The organism is Cellulosimicrobium sp. AB352, assembly GCF_049538415.1.
Classification (GTDB): domain Bacteria; phylum Actinomycetota; class Actinomycetes; order Actinomycetales; family Cellulomonadaceae; genus Cellulosimicrobium; species Cellulosimicrobium funkei.
This window is the reverse complement of sequence record NZ_JBMVFX010000023.1, coordinates 62,635-74,357: the sequence shown is the minus strand read 5'-3', so window position 1 is coordinate 74,357 and position 11,723 is coordinate 62,635. Positions and strand designations below refer to the sequence as shown.

Annotated in this window: 12 protein-coding genes and 1 riboswitch; of the genes, 9 read left to right on the top strand and 3 right to left on the bottom strand. The window is 72.1% G+C overall.

Annotated elements, in window-relative coordinates; genetic code table 11:
• Together ACPCUX_RS15710 and ACPCUX_RS15705 are read right to left on the bottom strand one after the other, a co-directional pair.
• On the bottom strand, positions 1–551 hold a 551-nt coding region (locus ACPCUX_RS15710; protein WP_423389127.1), incomplete at its 3' end, for a flavin reductase family protein.
• Positions 548–1,147: an NADPH-dependent FMN reductase gene (locus ACPCUX_RS15705; protein WP_396049415.1), complete on the bottom strand. Its 600-nt coding sequence runs from the start codon at positions 1,145–1,147 to the stop codon at positions 548–550. The genes ACPCUX_RS15705 and ACPCUX_RS15710, both read right to left, overlap by 4 nt.
• Positions 1,148–1,201: 54 nt before the next feature.
• Positions 1,202–1,304: riboswitch (SAM riboswitch) on the bottom strand.
• A gap of 226 nt (positions 1,305–1,530) precedes the next feature.
• Between ACPCUX_RS15705 and gdhA the strand changes: the two genes are divergently transcribed.
• Together gdhA and ACPCUX_RS15695 are read left to right on the top strand one after the other, a co-directional pair.
• The gene (gdhA, locus tag ACPCUX_RS15700) at positions 1,531–2,868 is read left to right on the top strand and encodes an NADP-specific glutamate dehydrogenase (protein ID WP_021482903.1); all 1,338 of its coding nucleotides are present in this window, start codon (positions 1,531–1,533) and stop codon (positions 2,866–2,868) included.
• A 116-nt stretch (positions 2,869–2,984) separates the two neighbouring features.
• A complete protein-coding gene (locus ACPCUX_RS15695; RefSeq protein WP_423389126.1) occupies positions 2,985–3,419 on the top strand; it encodes a VOC family protein in 435 nt (144 codons plus the stop codon).
• A 62-nt stretch (positions 3,420–3,481) separates the two neighbouring features.
• On the opposite strand, the gene ACPCUX_RS15690 is transcribed toward ACPCUX_RS15695, so the two are convergent.
• Positions 3,482–3,913, bottom strand: a complete 432-nt coding sequence (locus tag ACPCUX_RS15690) for an organic hydroperoxide resistance protein (RefSeq protein ID WP_076403553.1) — start codon at positions 3,911–3,913, stop codon at positions 3,482–3,484.
• A gap of 107 nt (positions 3,914–4,020) precedes the next feature.
• Here ACPCUX_RS15690 and ACPCUX_RS15685 point away from each other — a divergent pair, with 107 nt between their 5' ends.
• The 7 genes from ACPCUX_RS15685 (at position 4,021) to ACPCUX_RS15655 (ending at position 11,564) form a co-directional block, all read left to right on the top strand.
• Positions 4,021–4,629: a TetR/AcrR family transcriptional regulator gene (locus tag ACPCUX_RS15685; RefSeq protein ID WP_144721489.1), complete on the top strand. Its 609-nt coding sequence runs from the start codon at positions 4,021–4,023 to the stop codon at positions 4,627–4,629.
• A gap of 107 nt (positions 4,630–4,736) precedes the next feature.
• The gene (locus ACPCUX_RS15680) at positions 4,737–5,525 is read left to right on the top strand and encodes a copper homeostasis protein CutC (RefSeq protein WP_423389125.1); all 789 of its coding nucleotides are present in this window, start codon (positions 4,737–4,739) and stop codon (positions 5,523–5,525) included.
• Positions 5,526–5,888: 363 nt separating this feature from the next.
• On the top strand, positions 5,889–7,568 hold the full coding sequence (locus tag ACPCUX_RS15675; RefSeq protein ID WP_085386589.1) for an ABC transporter substrate-binding protein: 1,680 nt from the start codon (positions 5,889–5,891) through the stop codon (positions 7,566–7,568).
• Positions 7,569–7,614: 46 nt separating this feature from the next.
• Positions 7,615–8,610 carry an ABC transporter permease gene (locus ACPCUX_RS15670; RefSeq protein ID WP_085386588.1) on the top strand — a complete coding sequence of 332 codons (996 nt, stop codon included), beginning with the start codon at positions 7,615–7,617 and terminating at the stop codon, positions 8,608–8,610.
• Complete coding sequence (locus ACPCUX_RS15665) at positions 8,603–9,766, top strand: ABC transporter permease (protein ID WP_085386587.1); 1,164 nt, start codon at positions 8,603–8,605, stop codon at positions 9,764–9,766. Before ACPCUX_RS15670 ends, ACPCUX_RS15665 begins: the two co-directional genes overlap by 8 nt.
• The gene (locus ACPCUX_RS15660; protein ID WP_021483201.1) at positions 9,763–10,680 is read left to right on the top strand and encodes an ABC transporter ATP-binding protein; all 918 of its coding nucleotides are present in this window, start codon (positions 9,763–9,765) and stop codon (positions 10,678–10,680) included. Before ACPCUX_RS15665 ends, ACPCUX_RS15660 begins: the two co-directional genes overlap by 4 nt.
• Positions 10,680–11,564 (top strand): ABC transporter ATP-binding protein, encoded by an 885-nt coding sequence (locus tag ACPCUX_RS15655; protein WP_144721493.1) that lies wholly within the window; start codon positions 10,680–10,682, stop codon positions 11,562–11,564. The genes ACPCUX_RS15660 and ACPCUX_RS15655 overlap by 1 nt, the downstream gene beginning before the upstream one ends.
• Positions 11,565–11,723 lie beyond the last annotated feature (159 nt).

The following is an 11,723-nucleotide window of genomic DNA, read 5'->3' as shown; positions in this document are numbered from 1 at the left end:
TGGTCGCCGATCCGGTGGTAGGTGCGGTCGTGGTAGACGAGCGGCGACGCCGCCGCCTCCCGGGGCGCCCCGGGCGCGGTGCCGACGCTCGACGCGAGCGCGCGCAGCGAGACGAGGTAGGAGTCGCCCACCGGCGTGCGCTGGACGACCCGCCCGCGCACCCACGACAGCGCGCCGTCGATCACGGGCTCGCCCGTCGGCAGGCGCGACCAGCCGCCGTCCGCGAACCGGTCGATGCCGCTCGTCGCGAACCGGGCCGAGACGTCGTCCTGGTGGTCCGCGAGGAAGCTCACGGTCAGCGTGCGCGCCGTCGAGACCGCGGGCCACGACGACGACGTCGACGCGAGCGAGAACGCGAGCAGCGGGGGCGCGGCCGAGACGGAGATGACCGACGTGGCGGTGAAGCCGACGAGACGGTCGCCGTGCTCGAGCGCGACGACGGCGACGCCCGCGGGGTGGCCGCGGAACACGGCCTTGTACTCGTCGGGGGAGAGCTGGGGCTCGTCCTGCTCGGCCAGGAGGGCCTCCAGGTGGGTGAGCTCGGCGGTCATCGGGCCACCCCCGCGAACGCGTCGGCGACGGCTGCGTCGGTGCGGGCCGACGGGCGGTCCTCCGCCGGGGGGAGCGGTGCCGTGGCGCGGCGCAGGGCGTCGCCCGCGCGCGCGAGCCACGCGTCCACCACCGGTCCCAGGTCCGCGAGCTGCGGCTCGGTGACCGTGAGCGACCGGGTCGGGACGACGGCGCCGAGCTCGACGAGCACGGGCCGCAGGTGCACCTCCCCGACGAGCGCGTGCGCCGGGTTCCCGGACACGACGAGCGGGACCACGACGACGCCCGCGAGCCCGTCGGGGCCGTAGAGGTCGAGGAAGGCCTTCAGCAGCCCGGTGTAGGACGCCTTGTAGACCGGCGTCGCCACGACGGCGACGGTCGCCCGGGCGAGCTGCTCACGGGCGGCGTCGGCCGCCGGATGGTCGGCGGCGAGCACCTCGCCGGCGAGCGACGCCAGGTCGACCGTGGCGACGTCGTCCGCGCCGAGGAGGTCGGCGACGCGGCGCGCGACCGTCTCGGCGGCGCCGAGCGTGCGCGAGCCGGGCCGCGGGTTGCCCGAGACGGCGAGCACCGTCGGGTGGGTGGGGTGGTGGGTCATGTGCACCTCGCAGTAGTCGTCGATCACGCTTGCCGTGCGGGCCGTCCTCGCCGGTGGCGGGGCAGGCCGGGCCCGGCCTGGTCATCTCCCGGAGCACCCCGCCGTGACAGGGGGTTGCCGGCCAGCGAGCCGGGGCTTGGCGCTGGCGCTCGTGACCTGGGGACGGGTATAGCAACCGCCCCGAGAAACTGCACCGGATCGGTAGGGTTTCTCAGTGGGTGGACGGATGTGTCGTCGTCGGTGACTCCTGTGCCGCCCCGTGCGGTCGCTCCTGCGCTGCGGCCGCCCGTGCCGGTGCGCGCGGAGTGAGACGGTGTGACGGGAGCTTCTGGCACAGGCGTACCGTCAGCAGGAGTTCCGCCCGCGTCAGACGAGGAGTACCCATGGACAGCCGACTGCAGTCCGTCTACGACGAGGTCCTGCGTCGCAACCCCGGCGAGGCCGAGTTCCACCAGGCCGTGCGCGAGGTCTTCGACTCGCTCGGCCCCGTGCTGCGCAAGCACCCGCGCTACGTCGAGGCCGCCGTCCTCGAGCGCGTGTGCGAGCCGGAGCGCCAGATCATCTTCCGGGTCCCGTGGGTGGACGACACCGGGCGCGTGCAGATCAACCGCGGCTTCCGCGTCGAGTTCAACTCGGCACTCGGCCCGTACAAGGGCGGCCTGCGGTTCCACCCGTCGGTCTACCTCGGCATCGTGAAGTTCCTCGGCTTCGAGCAGATCTTCAAGAACTCGCTCACGGGCATGCCCATCGGCGGCGGCAAGGGCGGCTCCGACTTCGACCCGCGCGGGCGGTCCGACGGCGAGGTCATGCGGTTCTGCCAGTCGTTCATGACGGAGCTCTACCGGCACATCGGCGAGAACACGGACGTCCCCGCGGGCGACATCGGCGTGGGCGGCCGCGAGATCGGCTACCTCTTCGGGCAGTACAAGCGCATCACCAACCGGTACGAGTCCGGCGTCCTCACGGGCAAGGGCATCTCGTGGGGCGGCTCGCTCGTCCGCACGGAGGCCACGGGCTACGGCACGGTCCTCTTCGCGCAGAACATGCTGGAGACGCGCGGGCAGGAGCTCGACGGGCGCCGCGTCGTCGTCTCGGGCTCGGGCAACGTCGCGATCTACGCGACGGCCAAGGCGCAGCAGCTCGGCGCGAACGTGGTCGCGTTCTCCGACTCGTCGGGCTACGTCGTCGACGAGGCCGGGGTCGACCTCGAGCTCCTGCGCCAGATCAAGGAGGTCGAGCGCGGGCGCGTCGCCGACTACGCCGCGCGTCGCCCCGGGGCCCGCGTCGTCACCGACGGGTCCATCTGGGACGTGCCGTGCGACGTCGCGCTCCCGTGCGCGACGCAGAACGAGCTCGACGAGGCGGCGGCCAAGCAGCTCGTCGCGAACGGCGTCGTCGCGGTCGCCGAGGGCGCCAACATGCCCACGACGCCGAGCGCCGTCGCGCTGCTCCAGGAGGCGGGCGTGCTCTTCGCGCCGGGCAAGGCCGCGAACGCGGGCGGCGTCGCGACGTCGGCCCTCGAGATGCAGCAGAACGCGTCGCGGGACGCGTGGTCCTTCGAGTACACGGAGGACCGCCTCGCGCAGATCATGGCGGGCATCCACGACCGCTGCGTCGAGACGGCCGACGAGTACGGCACGCCCGGCAACTACGTGCTCGGCGCCAACATCGCGGGCTTCACCAAGGTCGCCGACGCGATCCTCGCGCTCGGCGTCATCTGACCCGAGCCGCACGACGACGGCCGTCGGTGCCCCGCGCGGAGCGGTGGCATCGGCGGCCGTCGTGCGCCCGTGAAAAGCCCTCCGGCCGAGAAGGGTCGGGCGCCTAGGGTGGCCGGATGGCGGCGGTCAGGCAGGTCCAGGTCACGTTCGACTGCGCGCAGCCACGGCGCGTCGCCCGGTTCTGGTGCGAGGTGCTGGGCTACGTCCCGGCGCCGCCCCCGGAGGGCTTCAGCACCTGGGACGACGCCGAGGCCTCCCTCCCGGCCACAGAGCGGGACGAGTGGTCCGCGTGCAGCGACCCCACCGGGGCCGGTCCGCGCCTGTACTTCCAGCGTGTCCCCGAGGGCAAGGTCGTCAAGAACCGCGTGCACCTCGACGTGCGTGCCGGCACCGGGCTCGTGGGTGCCGACCGTCTCGCCGCGCTCGAGGCCGAGCGCGACCGGCTCGTCGCGCTCGGCGCGACCTGCGTGCGCGTGATGCTCGCGGACGAGGAGAACGAGTCCTGCATCGTCATGCAGGACGTCGAGGGCAACGAGTTCTGCCTGGACTGACCACCGGGCCCGACCCGCGGGACCGATCCGCGAGCCGGTCCCGGCGGTGGTGCCGGGGTGCCTTACGCGACGGTCGTGCGGACCGTGACGGGGATGTTGCCCCGGGTCGCGAGCGAGTACGGGCAGACGGCGTGCGCGGCCTCCGCGAGCTCCTCGGCGACGTCCTGGGTGACGCCGCCCCCGAGCTCGACGTGCAGCGTCGCGCCGAGCGAGAAGCCGCCGTCGCCGGTCGGGACGAGGTCGACCTCGGCGACGACGGCCGAGTCGGCCACGGGGACCTTGCGCTGCGCCGCGACCATCTTCAGCGCCGAGTGGAAGCATGACGACCACCCGGCCGCGAACAGCTGCTCCGGGTTCGTCCCGCCACCGGGGCCGCCCATCTGGCGCGGGACGGCGAGCGTGACGTCGAGCTGGCCGTCGTCGGACACGGCGCGGCCTCCGGCGCGACCGTCGCCGGTCGCGGTGGCCACGGCGGTGTAGAGGGTGTCAGCCATGAGGTGCCTCTCGAGAGTCGGGATCGAAGTAGAGTTACTAGTACGTCTACATCGGAGAACCTAGACTGGCGGCCGACCGCGCGCAAGGGCGGAGACAAGGAGGGGGCATGGTCGACGACTCGCCGACGCCCGGGGCGACAGGCCGCGGCACCGCGGCCGACACGCGCCGCCGCATCCTCGAGGCAGCCTCGGCGCTCTTCTACGCCCAGGGCATCCGAGCGACGAGCGCCGACCGCGTCATCGAGCAGGTCGGCATCACCAAGGTGACGTTCTACCGCCACTTCCGCACGAAGTCCGACCTCGTCGTCGCCTACCTCGAGGCGCAGGCCGCACGCGACCGTGCCGTCGTCGACGAGTCGCTCCGCGACGCCGAGCCGCTCGACGCCCTGAGCGCCCTCGCGGGCGCCATCGGCGCCGTGAGCTGCGTGCCCGGCTTCCGCGGCTGCCCGTTCATCAACGCCGCGGCGGAGACGCCCGACCCGCAGGACCCGGTGCGCGTCGTCGTGGACCGCCACCGGCGCTGGACGCGGGACGTGTTCGCGCGGCTCGCGGCGGCGGTCGGCGTCGCGGACGCCGACGCGACCGCGGCGCAGCTCATGATGCTGCGCGACGGCGCGATGGTCGCGGGGTACCTCGGCGACCCGGACGAGGTGGCCGCGACCCTGCGGTCCGCGTGCCTCGCCGCCGTCGCGGCGGGACGGCCGACGCCGGCCTGAGCCCGCGCGCCCGACGCGCTGCCCGGAGTCGTCTACCCTGGCCGACGGCCGCCGTCGTGCGGGTCGCGCGACGCGACGGCCGCCGGACCGGACGACGGGAGAGCGCCATGACGACCACCCACCCCGAGGGCAGCGCGGCCCGCGACGTGGCCCTCGAGCTCGCCGTCCAGGACCCCGACGGCGTCCGTGTGGCCGCGGCCGTGCGTGCCCACCGGGTCGAGCTGTGCGTCGGTCTCGGCGCCACGGGCGGGCTCACGCCCAGCGCCGGGCTCGTCGAGGCCGCGGTCGCCGCCGCGGCGGCGGCCGACGGCTCCGGGCCGCGCGTCGAGGTGCACGTGCTCGTGCGCCCGCGCCCGGGCGGCTTCGTTCTCACGCCCACCGACCTCGACGTCCAGGTGCGCGACGTCCGGGCCGCGGTGGCGGCCGGGGCGCGCGGAGTCGTCGTGGGTGCGCTCACCCCGGACGGCCTGGTCGACGTCGGCGCCGTCCGCACCCTCGTGGACGCCGCCGACGGGCGCGAGGTCACGTTCCACCGCGCCGTCGACGTCGTCGCCGACCCGCTCGCCGCCCTCGACGCGCTCGCGGGGGCCGGGGTCGTGCGCGTGCTCACCTCGGGCGGCGCGTCGCGCAGCATCGACGGCACGGACCGGCTGCGCGCCATGGCGGCGCACGCGCGCGACGCGCTCGACGGACGTGTGCAGGTCATGGCCGGCGGGGGAGTGCGGCCGCAGGACGTCGGGGCCCTGGTGGCCGCGGGCGTGGACGCCGTGCACCTCTCGGCCAAGCGCGTCGTCGCGGACGACGCCGGGCCGGGTGGTGGCGGCGACGCCGGCTACGAGGTCACCGACCCCGAGGTCGCGCGGGCCGCGCGCGCCGCGCTGGACGTCGCTCGCTGACCCCGCCCCGGCCCGCTGGCGGCGCTGCCGCCGTACCGCCGCCGACCCCGTCCCCGGCCGCTCGTGCGAGCGCCGCCTGCTGCGGCCGCGCGACGCGCTGCGCCCCGCACGGCCCGTGGCGCCCGGACCGGCCGCTGGCCGCCCCCGCTCCCTCCTGACCGCCCCCGGCACCTCCGCCGGACCCCGTCCCACGGGGTCCGGCCGAGCCTGTTCCGGCGCGATCCTGGTATCGATGTCTCAGTTAGGTAACTTTCCTGTCGTATTCGTAGGAGGGCCGGTGGCTATTAGTTAGTGTTCCTGCCACACGCCTGCGGGCGCCGAAGTACGACGTGAGGACGCGTCGTCCATGCGAAAGGACCGAAGATGATTCGAAGCACGGCGCGCAAGCGTCTGCTCACGGCCGCGGCACTCGTGACGGGCGTCTCGCTGCTCGCGAGCGCCTGCACCGGCGGGGGCAACGGCGAGGGCGAGGGCAACGGCGGCGAGGCCCGTGTCCTCAACGTCTGGGCCGGCACCCAGACGCCCATGGTCGCGAACTTCAACCCGTACGCGCCCAACCCGCTGCACGTGACGAACGGCGGCATCTACGAGCCGCTGTTCTTCTACAACCGCGCCGAGGCCGGCGACCCGACGCCCCGCCTGGGCGAGTCCTACGAGTGGAGCGAGGACGGCACCGAGCTGACCGTCAAGATCCGCGAGGGCGTGAAGTGGTCCGACGGCGAGGACTTCACGGTCGAGGACGTCATCTTCTCGTACACCAACGAGGCGGCGAAGCGCGACTACCTGAACACGATCGAGAAGGTCGACGAGTCGACCGTCAAGTTCACGTTCAACGGCGCGCAGTTCACGAGCGCCGTGCAGATCCTCGGCACCACGCTCATGGTCCCCGAGCACCTCTTCAAGGAGGTGTCGGACCTCATCACGTACACGAACGAGGAGCCCGTCGGCACCGGCCCGTTCACGCTCGACACCATCACGAACGCGACCTACACCGTCGTCCCGAACGAGGACTACTGGGGCGGCGAGCCGAAGCTCGAGAAGGTCCGCTTCCTCGCGCTCGACAAGAACCAGAGCGCCCAGGACCTCCTCGCCACCGGCAAGATCGACTGGACCACGATGTTCATCGCGGACCCGGACACGGTCACCGGCGGCGGCCAGGTCTCGCTGCTCAACACCCCGCAGGACCCGACCACGATCATGTCGTGCTCGAACGCGGCGCTCGGCTGCGCGGGCCCGCAGACGGACCTCGCCGTCCGCCAGGCGGTCAACCTGCTCGTCGACCGCGGCGAGATCAACGAGAAGGCGTTCTCGGGCCACGCGGCCGTCGCGTCGCCGTCGCTCGCGCTCGTCGGTCGTGACGACCGCTGGATCTCCCCCGAGATCGAGAAGGAGAGCCCGCAGGAGGGCGACCCGGCCGAGGCGGCCAAGGTCCTCGAGGCGGCCGGCTACACCAAGGGTGCCGACGGCATCTTCGAGAAGGACGGCCAGAAGCTCTCGGTCGACCTCATCTCGGTCGACGGCTGGAGCGACCACAACGCGGCCGGTGACCTCATCGCGCAGCAGGCGCTCGAGGCGGGCGTGCAGATCAACCACGTGAAGATCACGCAGCAGGAGATGTCCGACGCCCGGACCAGCGGCAACTACCAGATGATGATCAGCGGCATCACGGGCACCTCGCTCGACGACCCGTTCGCCATCTACCGCCAGTGGCTCACGACCGAGTACACGACGCCGGTGGGCGAGACCATCGAGGCCGGCCGCTTCAACTTCCCGCGCTACTCCAACCCGCTCGTCGACGAGGCCGTGGCCACCGCCGCCGGCACCAACGACGAGGACGCGAAGAAGGCCGCGTACGCCACGGTGCAGAAGGAGATCGCCCGCGACCTCCCCTACATCGCCCTCGTCGTGAACCCGACCATGTCGTTCGTCAACACGAAGGACTACACCGGCTGGCCGTCCGAGGACGACATGTACGCCTTCCCGCCGTCGTGGGCCACGATCAGCAACGGCGTGATCCTCTCCCAGCTCGAGCCCGCGAGCTGATGTCGCACTGCCGAAGAGGAGCTCGGGTGAACGAGGAGTCAGTCGCATGAGGTACTACGCACGGCGGATCACGTTCTACGTGGTCACCTTCTGGGCCGCCGTCTCGCTCAACTTCCTCCTGCCGCGGGCGATCCCTGGTGACCCCAAGCAGATCTACCTCGACACCATGCTCCGGAAGAACGGCGAGCTGACCCCTGGTCTCATCCAGAGCGTCGACGTCCTCTTCGGCAGTGACGACGCCACCCTGTGGGAGCAGTACCTCGCGTACTGGAAGAACATCTTCACGGGTGACCTGGGTACGTCGGTCCTGTACTTCCCGGCACCTGTGAGCCAGCTGCTCGGCGAGGCCCTCCCCTGGACGGTGGGCCTCGTCGGGCTGGCGACGATCATCGCGTTCCTCCTCGGCGTCGGCCTCGGCGCGTGGGTCGGCTGGAAGCGCGGTACCTGGGTCGACCACATCATCCCCGCGTCGACCTTCCTCCAGGCGGTGCCGTACTTCTGGCTCGCCCTGGTGCTCATCTCGATCTTCTCGGTGTCGCTCGGCTGGTTCCCCATCGTGGGCGCGTACGACATCTTCGAGTTCGACAGCGGTCCCGAGTGGTCGTGGGACTTCGTGGGCAGCGTGATCTACCACGGCACCCTCCCGGCCGTGACGATCATCCTGTCGGCGATGGGCGGCTGGCTCCTCGGGATGCGCAACATGATGGTCTCGACCATCGCCGAGGACTACGTCACGACGGCCGAGGCCAAGGGCCTGCGCCCCTTCCGGGTCGCGCTGACGTACGCGACGCGGAACGCGGTCCTGCCGTCCGTCACGGGCTTCGGCATCGCGCTCGGCTTCGTCGTCGCCGGGTCGGTGGTCATGGAGCAGGCCTTCAGCTACCCCGGCATCGGCAAGCTGCTCTTCACCGCGGTCCAGGCGAAGGACTACGCGCTCATGCAGGGCGCCTTCCTCGTGATCACCGTGGTGGTGCTCGCGGCGAACTTCCTCATGGACCTGATCAACGGCATCATCGACCCGAGGACGCGGAACAATGGCTGACCCCACCCGTGACGCCGAGACCGTGACGCCTGCGGCGGACGCCGCGCCCGCCGCCTCCGTGGTGGTGGACGGCCTGCCGCCCGAGAACCGGACCGCCGGCATCGTGCCGGACGTGCCCATCGCCCCGCCCGAGGCCGTCGTCGCGGGCGAGCCCGTCCCGAAGAGCTCCGCGCCGAAGCGCGGCATCCGGGCGATGCTCCCGCGCCGCTCGGGCAAGCTCGTCGTCGGCCTCGTGCTGACGCTCGGGATCGTGCTCTTCTCCGTCGTGACGCCGCTGTTCAGCCAGAGCCCGCGGGCGACGTCGAACCCGGCGTACCTGCCGCCGAGCACCGAGCACCTGCTCGGCACGAACAACATCGGCGTCGACATCTTCGCGCAGGTCGCGCACGGAGGCCTCGGTTCGCTGACGGTCGGCCTCCTCGCGGGCGTGATCGCGATGGTCCTCTCGCTCCTGTTCGGCATCCTCGCCGGCTACGTCGGGGGCTGGACGAACGAGATCCTGTCCTTCGTCACGAACATCATGCTCGTGATCCCCGGGCTTCCCCTGATCATCGTGATCTCGGCCTACCTGGAGTCGCGCTCGCTCTTTCTCGTCGCCCTGATCCTCGGCATCACCGGCTGGGCGGGCGCGGCGATCGTGCTGCGGGCGCAGGCCCGGTCGCTGCGGAGCCGTGACTACGTCTACGCGGCCAAGGTCGCGGGCGAGAAGGCGCCGCGCATCATCCTCGTCGAGATCCTGCCGAACCTCCTGCCGCTCCTCACCGCGAACTTCCTGGGTGCCGTGCTGCTCGCGATCCTCAGCGAGGCCGGTCTCTCGTACCTCGGCCTCGGGCCGTCGGGGTCGGTCACCTGGGGCACGATCCTCAACGAGGCCAGCACGCAGAACGCGATGGCCTACGGACGCTGGTGGTGGTTCGTGCCGCCGGGCCTCCTCATCGCGCTGTTCGGGTGCGGGCTCGCGCTCATCAACTTCAGCATCGACGAGATCATCAACCCGAGGCTCCGGACGGCGCCCGCCGCGGTCAAGAACGTCCGGCTCGCCCGCAAGCAGCGCGCGAAGCGTGCGGCGGCGACCGCGCCGGCCGCCGGCGCTGCCGCCACGGCAGACGGCCCGGCGAGCACCCCGGCCCGAGACGACGAGAAGGTCCAGTCATGAGCACACCGACCCTCACCGCGAAGGCCGCGGGCGACTTCGGGGCCCCGCCCGGCGCGATCCCGGTGCTCACGGCGCGGAACGTCTCGATCGAGTACCAGGTGAACCCGGTCGTGCAGGCCGTGAAGGACGTGTCCCTGACCCTGCACCGGGGCGAGATCCTCGGCCTCGCGGGCGAGTCCGGCTGCGGCAAGACGACCCTCGCGTACGGGCTCAACCAGCTCCTCAAGCCGCCGGCGCTGCGCACGAGCGGGGAGATCGTCCTCCACGACAAGGACGGCGACGACATCGACGTCGCCGCCCTGTCCGGGGACTCGCTGCGGGCGTTCCGCTGGGACAAGGTCTCGATGGTCTTCCAGGGGGCGATGAACTCCCTCAACCCCGTGATCAGCATCAAGGCCCAGCTGTTCGACGTCTTCGCGACGCACCGCCCGGGGATGTCCGCGAAGGACAAGCTCGAGCGCAGCCGTGAGCTGCTGGAGCTCGTCGGCGTCGACCCGAACCGGCTCGACAGCTACGCGCACGAGCTCTCCGGCGGCATGCGCCAGCGCGTCATGATCGCGATGGCCCTCGCGCTCCAGCCGCAGGTCATGATCATGGACGAGCCGACGACGGCGCTCGACGTCGTCGTCCAGCGCGGCATCCTGCGCGAGATCATGCGGCTGCGCGAGCAGTTCGACTTCGCCGTCGTCTTCATCACGCACGACCTGCCGCTGCTGCTGGAGATCAGCGACCGGATCGCGGTCATGCTCCGCGGCGAGATCGTCGAGCTCAACACGGCCGAGGAGATCTACAACGCGCCCGCGCACGAGTACACGCGCCGCCTGCTCGGGTCGTTCCCGAGCCTGACGGGCGACCGGGGCGGGTTCGTCCGGTCCGGCGAGGACACCGCCGACAGCACGGGAGGGGTGGCCTGATGGGCACGCTCGAGATCCGGAACCTCACCAAGGACTTCGTCATCCGCAACGGGTGGAAGCGGTCGCGGCTGCGCGCGGTGAACGACGTGTCGTTCACGCTCGAGCCGGGCAAGACGATCGCCATCGTGGGTGAGTCGGGCTCCGGGAAGTCGACCGTCGCGCGGATGATCGCGAAGCTCGAGACGCCGACGTCCGGTGACATCCTGCTCGACGGCGTCCCGTCCGCCCGACGTGGCCGTGGCCTGGCCGAGTACCGGCACGACGTCCAGATGGTGTTCCAGGACCCGTTCGCGTCGCTCAACCCGTTCCACTCGATCCGCCACCACCTGGAGCGGCCGCTGCGGATCCACGGGCTCGCGAAGACGGCCGCCGAGCTCGACGCGGCCGTCGACGAGCTCCTCACCCGCGTGAACCTCACGCCCCCGGGGACGTTCGCGGAGAAGCGTCCGCACGAGATGTCGGGCGGTCAGCGCCAGCGCGTCGCGATCGCCCGAGCGCTCGCGCCCGGCTCCCGGTTCCTCGTCGCGGACGAGCCCGTGTCGATGCTCGACGTGTCGATCCGGCTCGGGGTGCTCAACCTGCTGGCGCGACTGCAGCGCGAGGAGAACCTCGGCGTCCTCTACATCACGCACGACCTCGCGACGGCGCGTCACTTCAGCGACGAGATCCTCGTGATGTTCCGCGGGAACGTCGTCGAGCGCGGGCCGTCGGACCAGGTCATCCTCGACCCGCAGCACGAGTACACGAAGCTGCTCCTCGGGGCGGCACCGGAGCCGCAGAACCACGGCCGCCTCCGCGAGGAGGTGCGCCGCGAGCTCGCCGCGGCCGCGGCGGGCGGGGGCGACGCCGTCGCCCGCGACCGCTTCGGCACGCGCGGCATGTGAGACGGGCGTCGCCCGTCCCCTCGTCGTCCGGGCAGCGGGGGTTGCCCGGCGGCACGCGTCGGTGGTGACGCGTGCGCGTCGCGCGGGCCAGGTCAGTCGGACGCCCTGGCCCGCGCGCTCGCCCCGTCCGTCGTCGTCCGTCCTGCCACGCAGGACGTG